The 24766-nt window shown below is 62.9% G+C and carries 18 protein-coding genes and 1 pseudogene; 5 read left to right on the top strand and 14 right to left on the bottom strand.

The genetic code is table 11. The annotated features are described in order from the left end of the window. Nucleotides 1-127: 127 nt before the first annotated feature. Nucleotides 128-3715, top strand: a pseudogene (mfd, locus tag ABEG21_RS09210) (transcription-repair coupling factor); the annotation flags it as partial. A 214-nt stretch (nt 3716-3929) separates the two neighbouring features. Continuing rightward, nucleotides 3930-5009 carry a threonine/serine dehydratase gene (locus tag ABEG21_RS09215; protein WP_347554351.1) on the top strand — a complete coding sequence of 360 codons (1080 nt, stop codon included), beginning with the start codon at nt 3930-3932 and terminating at the stop codon, nt 5007-5009. Between the two features lie 36 nt (nt 5010-5045). Here the strand turns inward: ABEG21_RS09215 and ABEG21_RS09220 are convergent, their stop codons facing one another. The 4 genes from ABEG21_RS09220 to ABEG21_RS09235 all read right to left on the bottom strand — a co-directional run bounded on the left by ABEG21_RS09220 (nt 5046) and on the right by ABEG21_RS09235 (nt 9237). Beyond that, a complete protein-coding gene (locus ABEG21_RS09220; protein ID WP_347554352.1) occupies nt 5046-5912 on the bottom strand; it encodes an ABC transporter permease subunit in 867 nt (288 codons plus the stop codon). Continuing rightward, nucleotides 5909-6913 carry an ABC transporter permease subunit gene (locus ABEG21_RS09225; RefSeq protein WP_347554353.1) on the bottom strand — a complete coding sequence of 335 codons (1005 nt, stop codon included), beginning with the start codon at nt 6911-6913 and terminating at the stop codon, nt 5909-5911. Before ABEG21_RS09225 ends, ABEG21_RS09220 begins: the two co-directional genes overlap by 4 nt. Further along, nucleotides 6910-8049, bottom strand: coding sequence for a polyamine ABC transporter ATP-binding protein (gene potA, locus ABEG21_RS09230; RefSeq protein ID WP_347554354.1), 1140 nt, complete (start codon nt 8047-8049; stop codon nt 6910-6912). The genes ABEG21_RS09225 and potA overlap by 4 nt, the downstream gene beginning before the upstream one ends. Before the next feature lie 114 nt (nt 8050-8163). Further along, a complete protein-coding gene (locus ABEG21_RS09235; protein ID WP_347556702.1) occupies nt 8164-9237 on the bottom strand; it encodes a polyamine ABC transporter substrate-binding protein in 1074 nt (357 codons plus the stop codon). Nucleotides 9238-9979: 742 nt separating this feature from the next. Between ABEG21_RS09235 and ABEG21_RS09240 the strand changes: the two genes are divergently transcribed. From ABEG21_RS09240 to ABEG21_RS09250, 3 genes are all read left to right on the top strand, one after another. Next, entirely contained in the window at nt 9980-11290 is a 1311-nt protein-coding gene (locus ABEG21_RS09240) for an Nramp family divalent metal transporter (protein ID WP_347556703.1), read from the top strand. Between the two features lie 201 nt (nt 11291-11491). Beyond that, entirely contained in the window at nt 11492-12883 is a 1392-nt protein-coding gene (locus ABEG21_RS09245; RefSeq protein WP_347554355.1) for a phospholipase A, read from the top strand. Between the two features lie 78 nt (nt 12884-12961). Then, nucleotides 12962-13183, top strand: coding sequence for a DUF1289 domain-containing protein (locus ABEG21_RS09250; protein WP_347554356.1), 222 nt, complete (start codon nt 12962-12964; stop codon nt 13181-13183). 15 nt (nt 13184-13198) lie between these two features. Here ABEG21_RS09250 and ABEG21_RS09255 read toward each other — a convergent pair whose 3' ends face one another. The 10 genes from ABEG21_RS09255 to ABEG21_RS09300 all read right to left on the bottom strand — a co-directional run bounded on the left by ABEG21_RS09255 (nt 13199) and on the right by ABEG21_RS09300 (nt 24751). Further along, nucleotides 13199-13858 (bottom strand): hypothetical protein, encoded by a 660-nt coding sequence (locus ABEG21_RS09255; protein WP_347554357.1) that lies wholly within the window; start codon nt 13856-13858, stop codon nt 13199-13201. Between the two features lie 230 nt (nt 13859-14088). Beyond that, entirely contained in the window at nt 14089-14904 is an 816-nt protein-coding gene (locus ABEG21_RS09260; protein ID WP_347554358.1) for a hypothetical protein, read from the bottom strand. Nucleotides 14905-15256: 352 nt separating this feature from the next. Continuing rightward, a complete protein-coding gene (locus ABEG21_RS09265; protein ID WP_347554359.1) occupies nt 15257-16849 on the bottom strand; it encodes an ABC-F family ATPase in 1593 nt (530 codons plus the stop codon). A gap of 219 nt (nt 16850-17068) precedes the next feature. After that, nucleotides 17069-18139, bottom strand: coding sequence for a muramoyltetrapeptide carboxypeptidase (gene ldcA, locus ABEG21_RS09270; RefSeq protein ID WP_347554360.1), 1071 nt, complete (start codon nt 18137-18139; stop codon nt 17069-17071). An 82-nt stretch (nt 18140-18221) separates the two neighbouring features. After that, nucleotides 18222-18785, bottom strand: a complete 564-nt coding sequence (gene tadA / locus ABEG21_RS09275) for a tRNA adenosine(34) deaminase TadA (RefSeq protein WP_347556704.1) — start codon at nt 18783-18785, stop codon at nt 18222-18224. Between the two features lie 162 nt (nt 18786-18947). Beyond that, nucleotides 18948-19922 carry a pyridoxal kinase PdxY gene (pdxY, locus tag ABEG21_RS09280; protein ID WP_347554361.1) on the bottom strand — a complete coding sequence of 325 codons (975 nt, stop codon included), beginning with the start codon at nt 19920-19922 and terminating at the stop codon, nt 18948-18950. Beyond that, the gene (locus tag ABEG21_RS09285) at nt 19919-20722 is read right to left on the bottom strand and encodes a DUF2968 domain-containing protein (protein WP_347554362.1); all 804 of its coding nucleotides are present in this window, start codon (nt 20720-20722) and stop codon (nt 19919-19921) included. The genes pdxY and ABEG21_RS09285 overlap by 4 nt, the downstream gene beginning before the upstream one ends. Beyond that, complete coding sequence (locus ABEG21_RS09290; RefSeq protein WP_347556705.1) at nt 20723-22120, bottom strand: sigma 54-interacting transcriptional regulator; 1398 nt, start codon at nt 22118-22120, stop codon at nt 20723-20725. A 67-nt stretch (nt 22121-22187) separates the two neighbouring features. Continuing rightward, entirely contained in the window at nt 22188-24221 is a 2034-nt protein-coding gene (locus ABEG21_RS09295) for a TadG family pilus assembly protein (protein ID WP_347554363.1), read from the bottom strand. Further along, on the bottom strand, nt 24218-24751 hold the full coding sequence (locus ABEG21_RS09300; protein WP_347554364.1) for a TadE/TadG family type IV pilus assembly protein: 534 nt from the start codon (nt 24749-24751) through the stop codon (nt 24218-24220). Before ABEG21_RS09300 ends, ABEG21_RS09295 begins: the two co-directional genes overlap by 4 nt. Nucleotides 24752-24766: the final 15 nt, after the last annotated feature.

Here is a 24766-nt window from a genome sequence, read left to right on the forward strand (position 1 = left end):
TACGTCCAAATCCTCTCAGCGGGGCGCTCGCACAGGCACCGCCACGTCCCCGGCCGCCCAATCGACCGATCCCGCGTTGACGCCCGCTCCCGAAGCCCAGGCGGCCGCGGCCGATGCCTTCGCGGCGATGACCGCCGCAGGCTCCCCGGTGCCGCTGGTCAAGCCGGGCAATCGATACGCGGTCAGCGCCCCGCCAGGATCGTCCGATGCGCTGCTGATCGCTCGCTACTTTGCCGCTTACGCGCGCAATCGCCCTGCCGACGGCGCGGCCAATGGTCGCGCCGCGACCAAGGCCGGCGCCGAGGCGAATGCGCCGGGCCTGCTCGCCGTCGTCTGCGCGAACGCCCTCGATGCGCAGCGCCTGGCCACCGAACTGCCCTATTTCGCGCCGGGCCTGCGCATCCGTCTGCTGCCGGATTGGGAAACGCTGCCCTACGACTCGTTTTCGCCGCACCAGGATTTGATCTCGGAACGGTTGGCGACGCTCCATGAATTGAGCGCGCTGGGCGAACGGCGCTGCGACATCGTCATCATTCCGGCAACGACGGCGACCTATCGCATGCCGCCCGCCTCCTTCCTCGCCGCCTACACGTTCGCCTTCAAGCAAGGCGCGCAGCTCAACGAGGCGCGGCTGAAGGCGCAGTTGACGCTCGCCAGCTATGAACACGTGAGCCAGGTGATGCGGCCCGGTGAGTACTGCGTACGCGGCAGTCTGATCGATCTGTTCCCGATGGGCTCCCCGCTGCCATATCGGATCGACCTGTTCGATGACGAAGTCGAGTCGATTCGCGCATTCGACCCGGACTCGCAACGTAGTCTGTATCCGGTGCCCGATGTGCGCTTGCTGCCGGGACGGGAGTTTCCGTTCGACGAAACTGCCCGCACCGCGTTCCGCCGGCGCTGGCGCGAGGTTTTCGAGGGCGATCCGAGCCGCTCGACGATCTATCGCGATATCGGCAACGGCGTGCCGCCCGGCGGCATCGAATATTATTTGCCGCTGTTTTTCGACGAAACGGCGACTTTCCTCGACTATCTGCCGCCCCATTCGCAGCTGGTGATGATCGGCGACATCAAAGCGGCCATCAACCGATTCAGCAACGACACCCGACAGCGCTACGGCTTCCTCGGGCACGATCGCGATCGCCCCTTGCTGCCCCCGGAACGGCTGTTTCTGTCGGCAGAGGATTTCTTCACGCGCGCCAAACCGTTCGCACGGCTGGCGTTGACGCGGCCGCGCGGCGAAGCGGATGCGGCCACGCTCGCCGCACCGGCCACGTCGGCCACGTCGGCATCCGACGCGGACCACGTCGCCGGCGACACGCCCGATGCCGCCGCGCAAACACCTGCCGGCGCCGCGAACGACGAATCGTTCGCGACGTCGCTGCCGGTGCTCGCCGTCGATCGTCATGCCGAGGATCCGGTCAGCGCCTTGCGGGCATTCGTGTCGGCGCCCGGCCGACATGTCTTCCTCGCGGCGGAATCGGCGGGACGGCGCGAGACCATCGCGCAAATGCTCAGCGACGCAGGATTGAAGCCGGTCCTGGTCGACGACTTCGCCTCTTTCCTGGGCGGCTTGCCCACGGGCAAGTCCGCCGCGGCCAAACAGGCGGCGACGTTTGCGCTCGGGATCGCCCCGCTCGCCTCCGGCTTCACGCTGCCCGAAGAACGCGTCGCGCTGATCACCGAGACGGAACTCTACGGGCAGATCGCGCGGCGTGGCGGACGTCGTCGGCAGGAACAGGCCAGCTCCGTCGACTCGATGGTGCGCGACCTGTCGGAGCTGAAGATCGGCGACCCGGTAGTGCACAGCCAGCATGGGATCGGTCGCTATCATGGCCTGGTGACGATGGATATGGGCGAAGGCGATACGGAATTCCTGCATCTGGAATACAACGGCGCCAGCAAGCTCTATGTCCCCGTGTCGCAGTTGCACGTGATCTCACGCTATAGCGGCGCCGATCCGGAAACGGCGCCGTTGCATGCACTCGGCTCCGGACAATGGGAAAAGGCCAAGCGTAAAGCCGCGCAGCAGATCCGCGACACCGCGGCCGAGTTGTTGAATTTGTACGCACGCCGCGCGATGCGCGAGGGGCATTCCTTCCAGCTCTCGCCGCGCGACTACGACGCGTTTGCCGAAACCTTCGGCTTCGAGGAAACGCCGGACCAGGCCGCGGCCATCGCGGCGGTGATCGCCGATATGACCAGCGGCCGACCGATGGACCGCCTGGTCTGCGGCGACGTCGGTTTCGGCAAGACCGAAGTGGCCTTGCGCGCCGCGTTTATCGCAGTGATGGATGGCAAGCAGGTCGCCCTGCTCTGCCCGACCACGCTGCTCGCCGAGCAGCATTTCCAGACCTTCTCGGACCGTTTTTCGCAATGGCCAATTCGCATCGCCGAATTGTCCCGCTTCCGCACCGGCAAGGAAACGACCGCCGCCCTGCAGGCGATGGAAGACGGCACCGTCGATATCGTCATCGGCACGCACAAGCTGCTGTCCGGCGATGCGAAGTTCAAGCGACTCGGGCTGGTGCTCATCGACGAAGAGCATCGTTTTGGCGTGCGGCAGAAGGAGCAATTGAAGTCCCTGCGGGCCGAAGTGGATATGCTGGCACTGACCGCCACGCCGATTCCCCGGACCTTGGGCATGGCGCTCGAAGGCCTGCGTGATTTCTCGGTGATCGCCACAGCGCCGCAAAAACGGCTGGCGATCAAGACCTTTGTGCGGCGCGAGGAAGACAGCGTGATCCGCGAGGCGATGCTGCGCGAGTTGAAGCGCGGCGGCCAGGTCTACTTCCTCCATAACGAAGTGGAAACCATCGACGCTCGCCGCGAGATGCTGGAAGCCTTGGTGCCGGAAGCCCGTGTCGTCGTGGCGCATGGCCAAATGCACGAACGCGAACTCGAACGCGTGATGCGCGACTTCACCGGCCGTCGCTACAACGTGCTGCTCTGCACAACGATCATCGAGACCGGCATCGACGTGCCGAGCGCCAACACGATCCTGATGCATCGCGCGGATCGTTTCGGCCTGGCGCAATTGCACCAGTTGCGCGGCCGCGTCGGTCGCTCGCACCATCAGGCCTACGCCTATTTGCTGGTGCGCGACGTCGACGGCTTGACGACACAGGCCACCCGTCGGCTCGAGGCGATTCAACAGATGGAAGAACTCGGCTCGGGCTTCTATCTCGCCATGCACGACCTCGAAATCCGCGGCGCCGGTGAAGTGCTGGGCGACAAGCAGTCCGGCGATATCACCGAAATCGGCTTCCAGCTTTACACCGAGATGCTGGCCGATGCCGTCAAGGCGCTGAAGGCCGGGCGCGAGCCCGATCTGGTCTCGCCGCTAGCGGCGACGACGGAAATCAATCTGCATGTTCCGGCCATCCTGCCGTCCGATTACTGCACCGATGTACAGGAACGATTGTCACTGTACAAACGGCTTGCAAACTGCGAGACTGCAACGGCCGTGGATACGGTGCACGAGGAATTGATAGACCGCTTCGGCAAGCTGCCGCCACAGGCGCAGGCCCTGGTCGAAATTCATCGCTTGCGACTCGAAGCGCGGCCTTTGGGTATCGCGAAAATCGATGCATCGGAAAATGCGATTGCGCTGCAATTCATTCCGAATCCACCGATCGACGGCATGCGGATCATCACGATGGTCCAGAAGAATCGTCACATCAAATTGGCGGGTCAGGATAAGTTGAGGATCGAAGCCAGCAGCCCGGATCTCGCGATCCGCGTGGCGACGATCAAGGAAACGCTGCGCGCACTGGGCGCACCGCTACCGTCCGCGCATCCCACGGGCGGAGCGGCGCCCGGCGGCGCCGGAGACCGGGCTGTTTCCGGCACGCCGGCGGCGGCACAGGGCAAAGGAAACGTGTCACGGGACCCCTCGCGCAAGCGTCAGGTGGAACGGGGCTAACCGGATGAACGACAAGACGATGGCCTATCCGTCGAACACATCAGGACTTCAGGGACTTCCCACCTTTGCCCCCGGCGGCAGCGCGGCGGCCGATATCGTTGCCGGCATTCCGGTTCCCACGTTGGACGATATCGCCGCCGAACATATGGCCCTGGCCCCATGGGTCACCCGGACGCCCCATTTCGAGAAGAACGACTTCGTCTCGCTCGAGGATACGCAGCTGCATTTCAAGTTGGAATTGCTGCAGTACGCCGGCACCTTCAAGACGCGGGCCGCCTATTCGAACATGCTTGCGCTGAATCATACGCAGCGCAGCATGGGCGTGACGTGCGCCAGCGCCGGCAACCATGCGGTCGCCGTCGCCTATGCGGCGATGCGACTGGGGATCAGCGCGAAGATCGTCGTTACCGACGGCGCGATCCGCTCACGCACCGCCCTCGCCGAACACTATGGCGCCGATGTGGTGGTCGTCGGCAATGCCAACGCCGCGCTCGACGAGGTGGAACGCATCGTCGCCGACGAGGGCCGGACTTTTCTTTCGCCGTTTCATGGCTATCGGACCGTGCTCGGCACGGCGACGCTTGGCTATGAATGGGCGACGCAGGCGTCGAAGCTGGATGCGGTGATCGTCCCGATCGGCGGCGGCCTCGCGGCGGGCATGTCGATTGCCTTCCGGCTGACGAATCCCGACTGCCGCGTGTTCGGTGTCGAACCACGCGACGCGGACGCGCTGGCCCGCAGCATCATGACGGGCGAGCCGGTACGCACCGGGACGCGCGCCTCGTTCGACGAACGACTCGCGCCGAACGACGTCGGTCAATATAGCTATGAGTTGTGTCGCCGGCATCTCGACCGCGTTGTCACGGTAACGGATGCCGAGCTGAGCGATGCGATGTTGCGCCTCTTCGATCAATTGAAGATGGCCGTGGAACCCAGCTGCGCGGCCCCGCTCGCGGCCCTGCTAGGCCCGTTGCGGCGCGAACTGACGGGCAAGCGCGTCGGCATCGTGCTGAGCGGCAGCAATACCGATCCTGACGTCTACTCGCAGCAGTTGCTGCGCGCCTACGCCGAACGCAGCCTCTGAGCGAGGCAGCCAGGCGGCCGGAAAGCGCCGCTAGCTTCAGGGCGCCGCCATCGCACGGCCTTCCCGGGCCCGCTGCCGTCGCAGGCTCCACTGATTCGCCAACACGACGCCCACGGTCACGACGCAGATAAACAGCGTCGCCAAGGCGTTCATTTCCGGATTCAATCCGAGACGGACGCGCGAGAACACGATCAGCGGCAGCGTCGTCGATCCCGGCCCCGACAGGAAAGCGGACAACACGACGTTGTCGAACGACAGCGTAAACGACAGCAGCCAGCCGGCGACCAAACCCTGCGACAGCATCGGCAGCGTGATCGTGAAAAACACGCGCAGCGGCGTGGCACCCAGATCCAGTGCCGCCTCTTCGATCGCCGGATTCAATTCCCGCACGCGCGACTGCACGATCACGGCCACATAAGACATGCACATCATCACATGGCCGATCCAGATCGTGAAGAAACCGCGCTCCGCCGGCCAGCCGACGTACTTCGCCACCTCGACGAAAAGCAATAACAGCGAGATGCCTTGAATCACCTCGGGAATCACCAGCGGTGCGTTCAGCATGCCGCTGTACAGCGTCGCACCGCGAAATCGCCCCATGCGGGCCAGGACGAACCCCGCCCAGGTGCCGATGCCGACCGACATGAACGCCGTGGCCACGGCGATCTTCAACGATAACCAGAACGCCGAGATCAACTCGTCGTCCTGAAACAGCGCACCGTACCAGCGCAACGAGAAATGCGTCCAGACCGTGCCCAGGTCCGAGGCCGTGAAGGAATAGACGATCAGCGAGAGGATAGGCACATAGAGAAAAACGAAACCGATGCCCAGCGAGAGGCCACGCACCGCCGACCATTTCGGGCGGTCCGATGCGCCATTAGACAGGGAAGAGGCGCGACTCATCGGCTCTGTGCCTCCTTGTTCTGCGTATATTGGAACAGCGCCATCGGCACCAGCAGCAACAACACCATTGCACACGTGACAGCCGATGCCATCGGCCAGTCGGCGTTACTGAAAAACTCATCCCACATCACGCGCCCGATCATCAAGGTATCGGCGCCGCCCAACATCCCCGGAATCACGTATTCGCCCACCGAGGGAATGAAGACCAGCATGCAACCGGCAATGATGCCGTTGCGCGACAACGGGATGGTGATCTGCCAGAAGGCCTGCCAGGGTTTTGCGCCAAGGTCGTAGGCGGCTTCGAGCACCGAGCGATCCATCTTCACCAGATGCGCATAAAGCGGCATCACCAGGAACGGCAGATAGGAATACACCATGCCGATATAGACGCCCCATGTCGTGTGGTACAGCGCCACCGGCGAATGCACGAGACCCGTTGCCATCAGAAACTGATTCAGCAGGCCATTGTTTTTCAGGATGCCGATCCAGGCGTAGACGCGAATCAGAAAGGACGTCCAAAAAGGCAACATGACGGCCATCAAGTACAGATTGCGGCGCGCCGGATCCGAGCGGGCAATCTGATACGCCATCGGATAGCCGATCAGCAGGCAAAAAAACGTCGAGATCGCCGCGATTTTCAGCGAGCTGATGTATGTCGCGAAATACAGCGAGTCCGTCGCCAGGAAGGCATAGTGCCCCAGCTGCAGGCTGATCTTGAGCACGCCGTCGGCGAATTCGACCAACTGCGTGTACGGCGGGATGCCCATCTCCTGATCCGCGAAGCTGATCTTGACGACCAGCAGGAACGGAATGAAGAAGAAGACGAACAGCCATAGGAACGGCACCGCGATGACCGCCTTTCGGCCGAAACGGTGGCGTCGCGCGGCGTGTCTCTCATGGCGATCGTCGTCGTGGCGACCGTTGCCGCGCCCGTCGGCCGGGCCGCTATCACTACCCGGCGCACGGACCGCGTCGGCGGACCCGGGTTGCAGCGCGCTCATGATGTCAAGACGACGCCGGCATCGGCGCCCCAGCTCAGATACACCGTTTCGCCGATCGCCGGCACGCCCAGCCGCGCCAGCGTCAGGCTCGACACATTGGCCACGACGACCATGTCCGATGCCAGTCGGACATGGCACATCGTATAGGCGCCCATATAGGCGGTCTGCTCGACCAGGCCCGGCGTCCAGTTATGCGCGGCAGACGGCTGCTCGCGACTGACCTCCACCCGTTCCGGGCGCACGGACACGGCAACGGCCATCCCCTTCGGACCGGTGATGCCATGCGAGATCAGGATCGGACGATCGAGGGCGCCGACGCGCACCAGCACATGATCCGATTCGTCCTCGATCACCTCGCCCTCGAACAGATTGGTGGTGCCGATGAATTGCGCGGAAAAACGGGTATTGGGAAACTCATAGACTTCGTGCGGCGGCCCGACCTGGATGATTTCCCCTTCGCTCATCACCGCCACGCGGTCGGCCATCGTCATCGCTTCTTCCTGGTCGTGCGTGACCATGATGCAGGTGACGCCCACCGATTCCAGGATCTCGATCAGTTCCAGTTGCGTGCGTTGCCGGATCTGTTTGTCCAAGGCGGACATCGGCTCGTCGAGGAGCAGCAGTTTCGGCTGCTTGACCAGGCTGCGCGCGAGGGCAACCCGCTGTTGCTGGCCGCCCGACAACTGATGCGGCTTGCGGTTCGCGTATTTGCCCATCTGCACGAGGTCAAGCACGCGCGCGACGCGATCGCGCAATTCGCTGCCGCGTACTCCCTCCTGCTTCAAGCCATAAGCCACATTGCCGCTGACACTCATATGCGGAAACAAGGCGTACGACTGGAACATCATATTGACCGGCCGCTTATACGGCGGCAAGGCCGTGACGTCCTGCCCGTCGATCAGGATCCGGCCGGCACTCGGCGCCTCGAAACCCGCCAGCATCCGCAGCAGCGTCGACTTGCCGCAACCCGAACTGCCGAGCAGCGCAAAGATTTCCTTGCGTGCAATCGACAAGGCGACATGCTTGACAGCCGTCGTATCGCCAAACTGCTTCATGACGTCGACGATCTGGATGAAGCCCTCATCCGATGCCGGGCGCACGGTGGCGCCGGACGAGGCGTCCCGTGCTCTACTCATTGCTTCGTACTCGCATCACACTCTTGAATGAGGAAAAGGGTGAGTCCGCCAAAAGGCGTCTCACCCCGTAGCGGAACTCCCGCTTCCGCCGGGCCCGGAAGCCCGATCAGCCAATCAGTGGCCTGTTTTCAGTTCGGTCCAAAGGCGCGTCTGCAGGCGCAGAATCGCCGGCGGCAGCGGCTTCATCAGGAACAAGGTCTTCACCACGTCCTGCGACGGGTAGATCGCCGGATCCTCCGCCACCGCCTTGCTCACGTATTTCCGCGCTTCCATATTGGCGCTCGGATAGAACACGGTGTCGGTGATGGCCGCATGGACCTGGGGCGTTTCGATGTAGTTGATCCACTTCATCGCCGCTTCCTTGTTCTTCGCGTCCTTCGGAATCGCCATCACATCGAAAAATACCGGTGCGCCGCCCTTGGGAATGAAGTATTGGATCTTGAACGGCTTCTTCGCCTCTTCGGCACGATGCCGGGCGATCGTGATATCGCCGGACCACCCCAAGGTGAAGCATACGTCACCGCCGACCATATCGTTGATGTAACCCGACGAGCTGAACTGCGTGATGTAGGGGCGTACCGTTTTCAGCAGCGCCAGCGCCTTCTGATAGTCCGCCGGATTGGTACTGTCGGTCGGCAGGTTCAGATAGTGCAGCGCCGCGGCGAACACCTGGTCCGGTGCATCCAGCACCGACACGCCGCACTGCTTCAACTTCGACAGGTTTTCAGGCTTGAAGAACACGTCCCAACTGTCCAGATCGACCTTGTCGCCCAGCAGCTGCTTCGCCTTCGTCACGTTGTAGCCGAGCCCGGTGGTGCCATAGGCCCATGGCACGACGTACTTGTTGCCCGGATCGGCGCCCTCGACGAGTTTCATCAGATTCGGATCGAGGTATTTCAGATTCGGAATCTGCGACTTGTCCAAGGGCGCGAACATGCCCGCGGCGATCTGGCGACCCGCGTAGTTGCTGGTCGGCACGACGATGTCATAGCCCGAATTGCCGGTCAGCAGCTTCGCCTGCAAGGTGTCGTTACTGTCGTAGTTATCGTAGCGGACCTTGATACCGGTCTGCTTCTCGAAATTCGACACCGTATCCTTGGCGATATAGTCGGACCAGTTGTAGATATTCAACGTGGTCGTCTGTGCATGAGCACCCGCGGACACCGCCAATCCGGTCAACGCCATCATGGAACCGAGCACGCCGGCAATGGCACCCCGCGCGACGCGACGCCGCTGCGATTGCACATGGACGGCTGCCGCCGACCGCAGTTTTCTCATCTTGCTTCCTCCGCGAATACCCCGCCATTTATTGCGGAGTAAAGTACCTGAATCGGCGACAAAATCAAGCCCGGCGTGCGGTGCTGAGTCCGAAGCCGCGTGCCCGTTTCCCATCCCAGCCGCCTGGCCGAAAAAGCGAAAGCTAACATTCTTTTGGTTCAGGACAAAAAGAATTCGCATCAGCCTGACGAAGCACTTTCAGTCCCAGACAAATGCCCCACTTTGGTGCTTTGCTCGCTGCCCCGCTAAGCGCTATTTGCATGCCGTTGCGCCGAGGGCACGGTAGTTGCTAAGCCTGCTGGAATGGGCAAACCGATTTCCTGTCATAATGAGAATGGGAATCGTTATCATGTAACACCTACGGGGCTCGTGCCGTCGCGCACTGCGGGCATCGCCCCCCCCGAGCGGAACCGACGGATACCTTGAACGCCTAACGCTTTGGAGCGGTTTGCCTGTGAATCATGACATCCTCGGTGAGCAGAACCCGGGTCTTCCCGCCGCCTACGCATTGGGCCATCCGGGCGCACCGGAACGCGACGCGGAGGCAAACGCCGACGCACGCGATGGCGCATGCCAGACGACCGAGGCAGCCCGGGCGAGCGCCGCATCCGCGTTGGCGCCGCGCTGGCTGCGCTTTGTCGGCGCCGGGGCGATGATTGCCGTCGGATATATGGATCCCGGCAATTGGGCGACCGATCTCGCCGCCGGCGCCCAGTTCGGCTATACGCTGCTGAGCGTCGTGTTGCTGGCCAGCGTCGCGGCGATGCTGCTCCAATGGACCGCGTCACGCGTGGGTCTCGTCACGGGCCGGGATCTGGCGCAGCTGTGCCGCGATCGATTCGGTCGACGCACGGCCACATTTTTATGGGTGACCAGCGAGATCGCCATCATTGCATGCGATGTCGCGGAAGTCGTCGGCAGCGCGGTTGCGCTACAACTGTTGCTCGGCGTGTCGTTATCGGTCGGGGTCGTTCTGTGCGCGATCGCCACTGTCGCGATGCTCGGACTACGGCGCTTGGGCGCACGGGCGATCGAGATCGCTGTGACCGCGCTGATCCTCTTTGTCGGCACCTCTTTCGCGGCGCAACTGGCCGCCGTGCATCCCGATTGGTCGGCCGTGGCGCAGGGGCTGGTTCCCACGCCTGAACTGATCCGGCATGCCGGGATGGTCTGGCTTGCCGCCGGCATCCTTGGCGCCACGGTTATGCCGCATAACCTCTATCTGCATTCCGCGCTGGTCAAACGCCACGTCCATGACGAGGAACGGGGCAATCGGAGCGGTGACCCAGGTGCGGTCGTCACGGCATCGAACGCAGGCGACGACGCGGTGCCGTCCGCGTCGTCGCCTGCGTTCCATCTGCCCCCGCATGCGAGCGTCGCGCCGAGCGTGATCGACGGCGCATTGCGCACGGTGGGCATCGACACGTTTGCAGCGCTGACGCTAGCGTTCTTTATCAACGCCGCGTTGCTGGTGCTAGCAGCGGCGGTTTTTCATGAAGCGGGCTGGACACAGATCAACGATCTGGCCGATGCACACCGACTCCTCGCCCCGTTGGCTGGCAACGGCTGGTCCGCCACGCTATTCGCCTGTGCCTTGCTCGCCTGCGGTTTGAACTCGACGGTGACCGGCACGCTCGCGGGGCAAGTCGTCATGGAGGGGTTCATGCGCTGGCGACTGCAGGAGTGGCAACGCACGCTGCTGACGCGGGCGCTCGCGCTCGGGCCGGCCTTGTTGGCCGTGGCGTGGTACGGCCCGCAAGGATCGAATCGCCTGCTGGTGGCCAGCCAGGTCGTACTGTCGATGCAACTACCGCTGGCCGTCATTCCGTTGATGCTGTTCGCGCAGAATCGGGCATTGATGGGACGATGGGCGGTACGCGGCATCCGCAGCGCACTCAACTGGGGCATTACCGCGGCGATCGTGCTGCTGAATGGCTTATTGATCGTTCAGCTATTATCGTAAAGCGCTGCAATCCGAATGCAAGCAAGGCCACCCAACGCACGGTATAGTCGATGAGAACTTTTCGAATCCTTATCGTCCCCTGCCATGCCGCTAGCCGCCACCGCTTCCCCTGCCACCCTCTCGCGCGATCGTGACACCCGCCTACTGGCCGACGCGCCGCTTCCGCGACTTTCAGTCTATCCGTCGATGCAGGAAAGTGCCATGCCACAGGGCAGGACGGCATGGGCGCGGCTGCTCGGCGGGTCCGTCTTGCTCGCGGCCGCAAGCAGCGCCGCCCACGCCGATGTGACGGTCGTATCGCCGCCGACAGTCGTTGCGGCCTCGTTACCGATGCGCGTGACGCTGCTGTTTGCCGAAGATGCGGCCGACAACGGGCGGAGTGCCAAGCCGGTGGGACGCAATGGCGTCCATTACGCCGTACCGCCAACACTGCGAGTGGCATTGGCCAGCGGCGACCTGCCCCCGCAAACGTTGACGTTGACGCGGGATCCCGCGGCGCCGGCAGCGTTGTCGCTACGGCCAGGGCAATTCCGGCGCGTGACCTATAGCACGCCCTGGCCTGCCGATGCGCGCGGTACCGTGCGCGTGCAGGTGGCGGATTTCAATGCATCGCCGGCCTTGATCACGCTCGACCGTGGCAAACAGCAGGACCTGACGATCGCCGCCAACCAGGCTGCCCGGCAAATCGGCCCGGGCGCGGTAGCGGCCGCAGCCGTCTCCGACGGTGCAAAGGATGGCGCGACCGGCCCGTCGGCAACGTTGCCCAATGCCACCCCGGGGACCGCGGCGTCGCCGACCGCGACGACCGCAACCGGTGCCGTGCCCGCCAGCGATACGTCGATCGGTCAGCAGCAAGCGGCGATCGCGGCGACAAGTCCAGAAAGTCGCCTGTCGTTTTACGAGCCGATGTATATCGGCGCGGGACGGAACGGCCACACCACGGCACGCTTCCAGTTGAGCTTCAAGTATCGCATCGTGAAGCCGGCAGACCCCCGTTCGCGTAGCCTGATCGACAATCTGTATTTCGGCTATACCCAGGTGTCGATCTGGGACTTGAGCGCGAACTCGAAGCCGTTCCGCGATACCAGCTACAAACCGTCGATCTTCTACTACCTCCCCGATACGGGCTTGCGCAGCCATTGGTTCGACTCGCTAGGCTTCCAGGCGGGGATCGAACACGAATCGAACGGCCAGGCGGGCGACGATTCACGCAGCATCAATATCGCCTACGTGCAACCGATCGTGCATTTTTCGATGCCGTGGGCGACGCAGTTAACGCTGGCGCCGAAGATTTATTACTATCTGCAAAACAGCGAAAACTCCGATATCGCCAAATATCGCGGCTATACGGACTTCCAGATTCGCTACGGCCGCCCGGACGGGCTTGAGCTGTTCACGACGCTGCGCAAGGGTAACCACGCGATGTACGGCAGTATCGACGCCCAACTGACTTATCCGGTGCAACGTCTATTCGGCGGCGCCGTGGGCGGTTATCTGTGGCTGGGCTATTTCAACGGCTATGGTCAGAGCCTGCTGGATTACAATAACCGCCAGCACTGGAACGTTCGCGTCGGCTACAGCATCTATCGGTGATTCGGTGGCGGCGTAGGCAGGCGGGAGCGCTGCCTACGCCGCTGCTCCCGAACACGCCGATTTGCCGCACTGACCCCGATGTCCAACGAAGATTCCTCCTCCGCCTCCAATCTCCACGAAGTGCCGGACAGCCCCTGCATCGGCATCTGCTCGACGTTGTTCGACGATGTCTGCAAGGGCTGCGGCCGCACCGCCTTCGAGGTCAGCAACTGGGTATTCCTCTCCGACGATGAAAAACGCGCCGTCTGGGCGCGCATCAACGCCGAAGGCACGGCCATGCGCTTTCATCGTAAGTCCTGACGGCAGGCGCATCGGCTAGACGCTGTCGGCCTCGGCCGACCCGGACAGGCCGATTTCTTCCAGAATGCTTTCCCGGACCTTCGCGTACTCGTGCGTGAACTGCGCAATGGCGGGGGGTCGCTTCATCGCTTCCTCGGTGTAAAAGGTCGAAGCGCCGAAGTCGATGATATAAAACTCGCGGGTCGCACGATCGAACAAGACGTTTTTGACCAGACAGCCGAAGGTCATCGTGATGTCACGATGCGCAATGCCCTTCGCATGCATCTCGGCGACTTTTCGCAGTAGGTTCCTTGCGTCGTCGATATCGAGTTCGCCATACACGTCACCGATATCGACACCGGGAAATTTTCGCAGCAGGAAGCGATCCTTGCCTACGCGCCTCGCGGCGTCCTCGCCGTACATAGCCTGGAAGCATTCGACCTCGCCGCCGCGCTCGTCCTCAGGAGACATCGAGCCGTAGGGCTCGGTTTCCTTCAGCAGAAATCCCGGCCGGTCCGTTTCGAACAGTTTGCCGTCGCATCCGCTCTTGAAGAACGCGCCGATCGTTACCGCGTCTATTGCGATATCGCCCATTGCCCCCGCTTGCGGCTGCGCACGGGCAACACCGCAGGCATCGATATCGATATCGATGCGACTTTCCTCTCTGCCGATCGCATCGAGCGCGGTTCCGATCATCGCATCGCGTGACCCAGATCGCGCCGTAGGCGCGCGATCGGTGCAAGCAAACCCGTCTCCTCGATCAAGAAGATCATCCGATATATCGTCGAGCGAGCGCCCGCAGCAGGCTGCAGCAATCCGAGCATTCCCGGAGCGTTTACCGCCTGGCGATTCGGTACGCGTCGGGTTTGTATACTTAGGCATGCTAATCTCCAAAGATCAAACACATTCTCGATGCGCGACTTTTTCTAGACTGTTTCAGCCTCTGGCGAACCCAGTAAATCCATCATATAAAGGATGCTTTCTCTAACCCTGGCGTATTCCTCGGAAAATCGCGCTTGCGCATCGTCGCTCGACATCGATTCTTCCTTGAAATACACCGAGTTGCCGAAATCAATGATATGAAATGCCTGGGTGTCACGATCAAACAGAACGTTTTTGACAAGCGAGCTGTTGGCGTTGGTGATGTCACCGTGCACGATCCCCCTGGCATGCATTTCCGAGACGTGTTTCAATAAATTCCTGGCGTCGTCGACCGTCAATACTGCGTCTACACGGCCAAGGTCGTCGCCGGAAAATTTACGTATCAAAAATGTGTCTCGACCGATATGTCGCGCCGAATCGACGCCATACATTGCCTGGAAGCATTCCACTTCCCCGCCGCGTATGACCGCCTCCGGGTCGAAATACGTGTTCGCCTTCGCTTCCTTGAGCAGAAACCCGGGAACATTCGTATCGAATAGCTGACCGTCCCCACCAGCGCTGAACAGCGCCCCCCGCACGACGGCATCGGTTGGGACAAGCACTGAGGAGCGCCATACGCGATCCTCCTCGTCGACCACCGTGCGCCGCCGACCGATTGCCCGCAATGACGCGCCCACCATCGCGTCCCCCAAGGCGGGTCGATGTAAAGGGATTGCAGGATACAGGTCCGCGTGCTCCGTCGAAGCGTCCGCGAACACGCTGTCGACCGACACACTGCGGCCCATCATGTCGTGTGAGGCGCGATCGTCAACGTTGGCGCCTTCTTGCAACGCGCGGGTCGAATGGCTGAATCCGAACATAGGCTGCTCCCTGAAGGTAAATCGCTTATTGCCGATCCCGTTCGCTATTTTAGGTAAGCGCGACATAAAACAAAGTCAGCCATTCTCCCGAGCGAAATAATCTCACGCTAGCGACCAATCCTTATCCCACGCGCAGTATCCCGGCGTGGAAATAAGGATCGTGCAGCGAATGCAGCACGCCTTCGATCGCAGTCGTCACGTCGATTCAATAGAAAAAGCCCCCTGGAGGAATGTCGCCACGATCCGTGTCGCCATCCATCCAGGGGGCTTTCAGCATTCCAGCAGCAGCACTCAGCGTCACATGGCAGCCGTGTTCCGCAGCCGCTCATGCGCGCGCACGCCTATCGCCGACTTAATTGATACCTTGTGATTGCAGGTACTCGTCGTAGGTGCCGTGGTAGTCCACCACTTCGCCGCTCGGGCGGATTTCAATAATGCGCTGCGCCAGACCGCTGACGAATTCCCGGTCATGCGAGACGAAGATCAAGGTGCCGGGGAAACGATCGAGTGCCGCCTGCAGCGATTCGATCGATTCCATGTCCATGTGGTTGGTCGGCTCGTCCATCAGCAGCACGTTGTGCTTGCCGAGCATCAGCTTGCCCCAGATCATCCGGCCCTTTTCGCCACCGGACAACACCTTGACCGACTTGCCCACATCGTCGCCACCGAACAGCAGACGTCCCAGCGTGCCGCGCAGCACCTGATCGTCGTCGCCTTCCTGCGCATATTGCGAGATCCATTCGGTCAGCGTCAACGGTTGCGGGAAAGCTTCGTTCGTATCCTGCGGCATATAGCCGACATTGGCATTCTCGGCCCATTTGACCGTGCCTTCGTCCGGCGGCAAGCTGCCCAACAACGTCCGCAACAGCGTGGTCTTGCCCGCGCCGTTTTCTCCGATGATTGCCACCTTCTCGCCCGCCTGCACCGTGACATTGGTCTTCTGGAACAAGGTGCGATCGAAGGCCTTCTTCAGGTTTTCGCCGGTCACGGCCAGGTTGTGCAGCTTCTTCTCGTACTCGAAACGGATGAAGGGGTTCTGACGCGACGACGGCTTGATGTCCTCCACCTTGATCTTGTCGATCATCTTTCGGCGGCTGGTTGCCTGGCTGGCCTTCGACTTGTTCGCCGAGAAACGACGGACGAAATCCTGCAGTTCGGCGATCTTTTCCTTCGCCCGTGCATTGTTCGCCATCGCGCGCTCGCGGGCTTCCGTCGATGCGCGCATATAGTCGTCGTAATTGCCCGGATAGACCTTCAATGTGCCGTAGTCCATATCCGCCATGTGCGTACAGACCTGGTTCAGGAAGTGTCGATCGTGGGAAATGATCACCATCGTCGAGTTGCGCTGGTCCAGCACGTTCCCCAACCAACGAATCGTGTTGATGTCGAGGTTATTGGTCGGCTCGTCCAGCAGCAAGACATCGGGATTCGAGAACAGCGCCTGCGCCAGCAATACCCGCAGCTTCCAGCCCGGTGCGACTTCGCTCATCAGGCCGTTGTGCTGCTCCATCGGCACGCTCAGGCCGAGCAATAATTCCCCGGCACGGGCCTCGGCGGTATAACCGTCGTATTCGGCGAACTTCGCTTCCAGATCCGCCGCGCGCATGTAGTCGTCTTCGCTGGCCTCCGGGTTGGCGTAGATCGCGTCACGCTCGGCCATCGCCGCCCACATCTCCGTGTGCCCCATCATCACGACGTCGAGCACCCGCATGTCTTCATAGCCGAACTGATTCTGCGACAACTTGCCCAGGCGCATGTGCGCGTCCAGCGACACATTGCCCGCCGACGGCTCCAGATCGCCGCCCAGAATCTTCATGAACGTGGACTTGCCGCAGCCGTTGGCGCCGATCAGGCCGTAACGATTGCCTTCGCCGAACTTGACCGAGATGTTCTCGAACAAGGGCTTCGGCCCAAACTGCATGGTGATATTCGCGGTGGACAGCACTGGTGTTCTCGATGAATACGGATGAATGCCAAAAGCGGCGCGCGGCGCGTTTGAACCGAACGAGCGGAAAAACGGGAAAAAAGTGGACTTTCCGGACGCCGCCGAGGCAGCAGGAAGGAAAACGCGCCTGCGTCAATCCGGCATTTTACCATTCGCCGCGCCCGCTCAGGCGTTCCCCGCCCCTCGCGGGGGCAAATCGCCGTCCGGCCTATCGCCGAATCACAACAGCGTCGGGTAATCGGACAGCGTCAGCGTGAACCCGTGGGATCCCGACTGCAGCCGCGCCGTGGCGCCGAACGGCAGCGTGGCGATATCGTCGACATGCCCGAACGGCAAGCCCTGGATGATCGGCACGCCGCTGATCTCGCCGATCTGCGCAATCGTCGTCGCCAGTGTATAGCCGTTGTTGTAGGCCTGCGCGCCATCGGCCCCGGTGAAGTGGCCCAGCACGATGGCCTGCTGCCGTTGCAGGATGCCGCAGAGCTGCAATTGGTACAGTGTGCGCTCTATCCGATAAGGCTGTTCGTTGATGTCTTCGAGGAAGAGGATGCCGCCGTCGATCCGCGGCATGTACGGCGTTCCGGCAAACGCGCCGAGCATCGCCAGATTCCCGCCCCAGAGCCGGCCCTCGACATCCAGCGCGGGCTGATCCGCCAGGGTCCCATCGATCATATGGCGCGGCGACTGCAACAAGGACCAGAAGTGTGACTCGGTAAAGGCGCTGACCGTCTCGGCGCCGAAGTTCGACGCCAGCATCGGACCGGCAAACGTCACCAATCCAGCGCGTTGATATAGCGCCAGATGCAAGGCGGTGACATCGCTATAGCCGGTAATGATCGGCATCCGCGCGCCAGCCGCCGTAAAGCGTTCGCGCAAGGCGCCGTAGTCGATGCCCTCGATCGAGCGAACGGCGCCATAGCCACCCCGAACGGCCATCACGATATCCGGGATCTCCCGGTCGGGATCGCTTAGCGCATGCCAGTCGGCGAGCCGCTCCGCGTCGGTGCCGGCAAAGCGCTCGAATTTGCGGATACCCGCCTCGAAACCGTCGATGCGATGCCCCCGTCCGCGCAAATAGGCGACGCCGCGCGCGACGCGGGCCAGATCGGCATAGCCGGACGGCGCCACCAGACGGATCGTGCTGGGTCGCTGCGGGATGTCGCGTGCCGCCGCCTCGCGGTCGCTGTCGCCCGCGCCGCGCGTCGAAGCGGGCGCAGGGGCGGCCACGCCGACGGACAGGTCGGCATACGGTGTCGCGGTGGCGGTCGTCTCGTCAAACGGTGTACTCATGGCCTCTCCGAGGGGTTGTCACGCGCGATCGAGCGACGGCGACGGGCACGATCGATCGGTCGGTCACGCCACGCGGCCGGCCTCAGTCGCCCCAGTCCTGCGGGTCCATAGAAGCGGCTTGCGCCTTTGCGATCCGCTCGGCCTTGACCGCCGCACGCCGTTCCGCGAAGAAAGCGCGCAGATCCGCCGCGCACTCCGCTTCCATTACCCCACCGCTGACGGCGGCATGATGGTTGAGTCGCGGCTCGCCGAACAGGTTCACGACACTGCCCGCCGCGCCGGTCTTCGGGTCGGGGGCGCCGTAGACCACCCGCGCGATGCGCGCATGCATGATCGCACCGGCGCACATCGCGCAAGGCTCGAGTGTCACGAACAGTTCGCAGCCCGGCAAGCGGTAATTGTGCAATGCCTTGGCCGCCGCACGCAATGCCACCATTTCAGCATGGGCCGATGGGTCGTGCTCGCCAATCGGCTGATTGAAACCGGTGGCGATTACCTCTTCGCCCAGAACGACGATCGCGCCCACCGGCACTTCGCCGCGCGCGCGCGCCAGTTGCGCCGCCTCGCGTGCGCGCTGCATGAAATGCGCATCGCGTTCGGCGCCGTCGCGCGGAGCGGCGAGCAGCGACGATGCCGTTCCCGACACGCGGCCGCCCGCAGCGGGAGCATCGGGCGGCAGGAGCGAGGAATCGGCACCGGGCGCGGTGCGGGAAAAAACGTTCACAGGAGACGGATTCTATTGTTTGACGGTTGTCCGCACGCGCACCGATGAGACGCTCGAAAATGGCGCTGCACCTGCGGCGTGAAACTAGGGCGCGTGCGCGACGAGAACGGCCGAAAAGCGCTCGAGCGGCGCGACCAATTGCTCTCGCGCCGCCACCAGCGGCAGATCGCGATCCCCCTGCACCGTCCGGGCGACCAGCGCATATAGCGCACTGACGGTTTCGGACAGCGCATCGGGGAACGCCATTCCCTGCAGCAGATGCCCCAGCAGCAAAGCCGAAAAGACATCGCCCATTCCGTTCGGCAACGGATCCAGCGGCACGCGCGGCGTCGATACCGCCCAGGCACCGACGGCATCGATCCCGAGCGTTAGCAATGCGCCGTCGTCCACGCCATCGGTGAAGCTGGTGATGACGATGATACGCGGCCCTGGGCGCGCCGGCGTGCCCAGCATCGCACGCGCGGCGGCGATCGCCGCATCGACGGTTCGCACCGGCGCGCCATGCAGGTAGGCGAATTCAAAGTGATTCGGCGTGATCACCGTGGCCGCCGGTACCGCACGGTCGCGAAGAAAATCAGGAATACCGGGGCGGACGAAAACGCCCCGCCCCGTGTCGCCGATAACTGGATCGCAGAGATAGCACATCTCCGGCTGGCTGCGCCGGATCTCGGCGACCGCGGCAAGAATCTGCTCGCCGGTGTCCGCGTCACCAAGATAGCCCGACAACACCGCCACGCAGCGCTGCAGGATGCCGCGCCCGCGCAAGCCGTCGAGCACCTCGCCAACATGTGACGCCGGGAAGACCTGGCCTTTGAATTCGCCGTAACCGGTATGGTTCGAGAACTGTACCGTGTTGACGACCACCGGCTGGATGCCGAGCAGCTGCAACGGCAGCACGGCGGCCGCATTGCCCACATGACCGAAGGCGACATGGGACTGAATCGATAGCACCAATGGCGCGGCTGCCAGCATCGTCGGGCGGCCCGACGGAGCGGCGGCAGTCGCCGCGACGGCAACGGTGCCGCCAGCGGACGCCGCCTGCGCGGCGCCCCCGGTCATCGGCTGCGCTTGGCGCTGCTACGCGTCGACGCCGTCGAAGGTAAGCCCTCGTTCTGCTGACGCTGCAGATCGGCCAGCTGCTTTTGCAAGTCGGCCAATTGCGCTTGCGCCGTGCGGTTTTCTTCCGCCAGTTGCGCCATCTGGGCCTGCGACTGACGCTGACGTTCGTCGACGGCTTGCTGCTGTGCCTGCTGGATCGCCAGATCCGCTTGAATACGCGCGGCGCGATCCTTGTTCAGGTCGATCAGCATCTCGGTCTGGCTGCGCTGCGCGGACAGTTGCACCGAGCGAATCTCGGACTGCGCCAATTGTTCGGTCTGCGCGGAGAAGTCGCGGAAAACCGCTTCGGCGCGCGCGATATCGGAGGTCTTCACGACGCGCCAGAAATTCTTGCGCTCGAACAAGGCGACATAGTAGGTCGTGTCGTTCGTCGCCATCAGCAGACTGGCGCCATAGCTGCCGTTGTAGGCCGTACGCAATTCCGCCAGCTCCTTGCCGGCGATCCGACGCTGCAGCTCGGCGACATTGCCGCCATTGGCCGCGACGTCTTGCGGCGTCTGCATTCCCGAAGGTGCCCCCGATTGCGAGCGAATCGCCTGCGCCTGACGCGCCGCATCCGAGTTCAAGGCCGGCAGGGATTCCTGACTGCCATTGACCTGTTGCACGCCCGCCTGCCCGCCTCGCTGGGTAGCGAGCGACTGCGCGTGCACGACAGGTACCGCGCAAAGAAACACTGCGCCAGCCAACATGCCGCGCACCGCCAAGCGGATGTTTGCCGTCCTCGCATCAACTGCGATCATTCAACCTCTCCCTTCTCGCGTCGCCGGTTCTTCGTCGAATAATTGATATTTGCGCATCTTTTCCCACAACACCTTACGGCTGATGCCCAGCGCATGCGCGCTGGCCTGTCGGCGCCAGCCGTTTTCCTCGAGTACCGCGATCACGCGGGCCCGTTCCCCGGTGTCCCACCGCCCGCGATCGGCACTGGGTGCGGCAAGCGACGATACTGCCACCGCTTCGCGCTCGGTACGCGCCGCGACCAACATGCGTTGTATGCGAGCGACATCCCATTGGCCCAGTTGCCGTACCACGACCGCGATTCTTTCGGCCAAGTTCCGCAACTCCCGCACATTACCCGAAAAACGCATATTAGACACCGCATCTGTGAGCCAATACGGAATTTCCGGCAATGTCTTCGCGCGCTCCGCACCCAGAATATGCGTAACGAAAGACTTAAATATCGCCACCTTGTCCGCCGGCCCCCGCGCTTCCAGGTTCGGCACCGCAAGTTCGATCACCGCGATCCGATAATACAGATCTGCCCGAAAGCGGTCGCTCGCCACCAATTCGAGCATATCGCGGTTGGTCGCCGCGATCAGCCTGAAATCGACTTTCAACGGCGCCGTCGAGCCGAGCCGCATCAATGTGCCGTCCTCCAGAACGCGCAATAGCTTGACCTGCTGGAACACCGGCAAGTCGCCTATTTCATCGAGGAACAGCGTGCCGCCCGAGGCCTGCTCGAAAAATCCACGATGCTGCGCCGCCGCGCCGGTGAAGGCGCCCTTCGCATGTCCGAAGAACAACGACTCGAACAAGCCCTCCGGAATCGCTCCGCAGTTTACCGCAACAAAAGGCCCTTTCCCATACACGACGTGCCCCGCATGCAGCCGGTGCGCGATACGTTCCTTGCCCACCCCGGTCTCGCCATGAATCAGAACGCTGGCATCGCAATCGGCGAACAGATCGACCTCGGTGAGCAGGTGCCGCATCGGCTCGGAGTCGGCGATGAAACGATCGGTATCGCGCACCGGCGCCAATGCCGCATTCAGCTGCGTGACCACCTTCATCACCAGCGATCGCAATTCGGCGCAAGTGAAGTCCAGCGGCAAGACATAGCGATAGTCGGCAGGATAGTCGCCCACGCTGCGACCATCCTGCCCGCGCGGGGCGGCCCCGACCCAGATCACCGGCATCCCCTGCGACGCTTCCCAGTCACGCGCCCAATTGGCACCGTCGATCGCACTGACGCTGACGATCGCGAGGCTGCGCTGCGAACGACGCGCCGCCGACAGGTCGTGATCGAGCCGCCGCACGACGCTGTCCGGCCCGCTCAGGCAGCGTTCGATGCGGTCGATGATGTCGGCATAGCCTTCGGCTACGTAGACTTCGAGGCCATCGAGAAAGGTCAGGTCCTTGATCATATAAAAGTCGCGTCCGTCAGGTGAGGCACCTGCATCGCCCGAGGTTGATGTTGCAAGCGCACGGCTATTTCACCAGCCGCACATCGGTGCCCAGGCAGTTCAAGCTGATCAGCTTCAGGGTGGCCTGCCCGACATTGGCGCCCAACAGACCTTGCAGCGCATTCGAAACCAGTAGCCCCAGCGAATCCAGCACCGGTTGCAGCAGATTCGCTACCAGACCCAGTGTCGTCAGCAAGCTGTTGTAGACAGTGGTGCCGTTGGCCGTCCCGGTACCCGCGAGTTTCGATGCCAGACACGCCTGGGCGTTGCCGAGCAGGCCGCAAGGATAGAGCAGACCGGATACCAGACCGCCGACGATTTGCTGCACCGAGGTCAATAACGACGACACGACGCCGACTGTCCCCGACAACAAGCTCGCAAGCGTCAACTGTTGTCCGCTCAGTACCGCCGTGCCGGTGGACGTCAACGCCCCCGTCAAGGTCGTCAACGCGCCAAGCCCGGTCTGGGCCGCCGTCGCCGCTGTGGACAGCGTCGCGCCGAGGGGATTCAACAACGCGGACGCCAAGGTCGAACTGCCCGTCGCGCTATTGCTGCCGCTGGCGTTGCCGACGACGCCGGACGACGTCGACGCGCCCGGCAGCAGCGAGGCCACCAGTTGCGTATTCAGCGCGGTAAGGACTTGCGACAAGGTGGTGCCCAGCGCCAGCGAATTGGTGCCGGTCGTGACGCTCTGCCCTGCGGCCAATGTGTAGTTGCCGCTGTTGGGGAAGGCCTGCAAGGTCAGGCCCGCATTGATCGTGGCCAAGCCACCGACCAGTGACAAAATGGTCTTCGAGCTGACGCCGGCGCTACAACTGGTTGCCGTGCTCATCACCGACGACGCGGTGATATCGCCGACACAGGCCTGCAACAACGGGTTCGTCACGGCGAAGCTGGCGAGGTCGTTATAACTGCTGTCCCGCGCCGTGCATAAGGAGGTCACCGTCGCTTGCGCCCCTGCTACATCGATTTCGATCGGCAAGTCGAAACTCGCGACGAGGCCGAGCAAGGGAATGGCCCCCGTGAGCCCGGCCGAGGTGATATGCGCATAGACGCGCACCTGGCCGGCATAGGCAGAGGCGCCTACCCCGCCGATGCCGATCGACGGCGGCGCCACCAGGAAGGCCTGCGCGGTGATGCCGGCAGCGCCGATCGTCGCACTGATCGCGCTGTTCTTGTTCGCAATGCCGAGCCCCGCCGTGATGACATCGAGCGCATTCAGCTGTGCGTTCAATACGCTGGTGGCCACGCTGGTCGAGGTGGACGACAGACTGTCCATCGTCAGCAAGCCACGCGTCGTGGCACTGGCCGACAAGAGCGGAATCGACATATTGCCCACGGCGCCGCTGACGCCGACCAAGGCGGACAAGTTCGACACGCCGGTGACCGAGGCCACCGCGCCGATGAGTTGATTCAAGGTGACGGCATTCGTCGACAACAAGGTATTCAGACCGGCCAGCGTGATATTGGTCGGCACCGTATATCCCAGCGCACGCAGCAGTGAAATCATGCTCAGGTTCACATTGGCGACGGCGCTGCCGCACAGCACATTGGCATACAGCGAACAGATCAGGCTTGAACCGATCGAAAACACGGCCACCGGCGTGCCGTTCCGTATCGCGATCGCCTGCGCATACACTTGGGAAGAGGGCATCCAGCTCGCGGCAAACGGCATCGTGCCGGTCACCGATACGCGCACGGCATTCGGATCGGTCGCTGGGATGCCGCTGAGAACCGTGTAGTGATCCGTTGCCGCGGAACTCGGGCTCCAGTTGCCACAATCCACCGTCAAGGAACTGGTGGTGCCGTTCAGCGCGGCATTGCTCTTCGCCGCCGCGATTGCCGCGCTGCAACTGATGCCGCTCAAGGTCTGCGCGCCGGCCAGCGCTGCCAGATCGGCGATATTCTGCATCTGCCGTCGGAGGTAAAACTGATAGCCGAGCACCAGGGACTCGAGCAGGATCACGCCCAGCAGCATGAACAGGCCGATCGTGACCGCCATCGAGCCACGCTCCGAACGACGGGCGCGCCAGGCGCCGGCAAAGCGACGCGGCTTCATTTTATGATCGCGTCCGGTTCGAGTTGCACGATGGTGCTGGCCGTCAACGTGGCGGGCAATACCAGGTTCAAAAACGGCAAGGTGGGCACCAGCGGTTTCGACGCATAGTTATAGCTCGCCGTGACCTTCAAGCAAGATTGCGTGGACAGATAGGGGCACGCCGTCGCACTCGGCGTCGAGGCCACGCAGGCGGTACTGCCGAGCCAGGTCGTCGCATTGTTGACCGCCGAGCAAGCGGCCGTGACCGGACTGGTACTGTAGCGCAGCGCGGCGCGGGCACCCTCGCCAACCGCCAGCGTCAGCGTCTGCTGCGCAAGCAGGATCAGCGCCCACGTGATCAGTCCGTACACCAGCAGGAAGACGACCGGGAACACCAAGGCAAATTCGACGGCGGCAACGCCGCGCTGGCCGCGCCGATCCAATCGCCGCCGCCGTGCGCGCACCTTCGACGGCGGCAGCGCGGTCGACGTCGACTGTGCGACGCCGTCGCAGGCGCGAATCGGCTCCGACGCGACGAGGCGTCGCATCATGTCATTCCGTGCCGC

Origin of the sequence: Robbsia sp. KACC 23696 (assembly GCF_039852015.1) — a bacterium.
In the GTDB taxonomy this organism is placed as follows: Bacteria; Pseudomonadota; Gammaproteobacteria; order Burkholderiales; family Burkholderiaceae; genus Robbsia.

Excerpts from the sequence above, each read along its gene's own strand:
- ABEG21_RS09215 (WP_347554351.1), top strand. The coding sequence starts at position 3,930 with ATGAACGACAAGACGATGGCCTATCCGTCGAACACATCAGGACTTCAG.
- ABEG21_RS09220 (WP_347554352.1), bottom strand. The coding sequence starts at position 5,912 with ATGAGTCGCGCCTCTTCCCTGTCTAATGGCGCATCGGACCGCCCGAAA.
- ABEG21_RS09225 (WP_347554353.1), bottom strand. The coding sequence starts at position 6,913 with ATGAGCGCGCTGCAACCCGGGTCCGCCGACGCGGTCCGTGCGCCGGGT.
- potA (WP_347554354.1), bottom strand. The coding sequence starts at position 8,049 with ATGAGTAGAGCACGGGACGCCTCGTCCGGCGCCACCGTGCGCCCGGCA.
- ABEG21_RS09235 (WP_347556702.1), bottom strand. The coding sequence starts at position 9,237 with ATGATGGCGTTGACCGGATTGGCGGTGTCCGCGGGTGCTCATGCACAG.
- ABEG21_RS09240 (WP_347556703.1), top strand. The coding sequence starts at position 9,980 with ATGATTGCCGTCGGATATATGGATCCCGGCAATTGGGCGACCGATCTC.
- ABEG21_RS09245 (WP_347554355.1), top strand. The coding sequence starts at position 11,492 with ATGCCACAGGGCAGGACGGCATGGGCGCGGCTGCTCGGCGGGTCCGTC.
- ABEG21_RS09250 (WP_347554356.1), top strand. The coding sequence starts at position 12,962 with ATGTCCAACGAAGATTCCTCCTCCGCCTCCAATCTCCACGAAGTGCCG.
- ABEG21_RS09255 (WP_347554357.1), bottom strand. The coding sequence starts at position 13,858 with ATGATCGGAACCGCGCTCGATGCGATCGGCAGAGAGGAAAGTCGCATC.
- ABEG21_RS09260 (WP_347554358.1), bottom strand. The coding sequence starts at position 14,904 with ATGTTCGGATTCAGCCATTCGACCCGCGCGTTGCAAGAAGGCGCCAAC.
- ldcA (WP_347554360.1), bottom strand. The coding sequence starts at position 18,139 with ATGAGTACACCGTTTGACGAGACGACCGCCACCGCGACACCGTATGCC.
- pdxY (WP_347554361.1), bottom strand. The coding sequence starts at position 19,922 with ATGACCGGGGGCGCCGCGCAGGCGGCGTCCGCTGGCGGCACCGTTGCC.
- ABEG21_RS09285 (WP_347554362.1), bottom strand. The coding sequence starts at position 20,722 with ATGATCGCAGTTGATGCGAGGACGGCAAACATCCGCTTGGCGGTGCGC.
- ABEG21_RS09295 (WP_347554363.1), bottom strand. The coding sequence starts at position 24,221 with ATGAAGCCGCGTCGCTTTGCCGGCGCCTGGCGCGCCCGTCGTTCGGAG.
- ABEG21_RS09300 (WP_347554364.1), bottom strand. The coding sequence starts at position 24,751 with ATGATGCGACGCCTCGTCGCGTCGGAGCCGATTCGCGCCTGCGACGGC.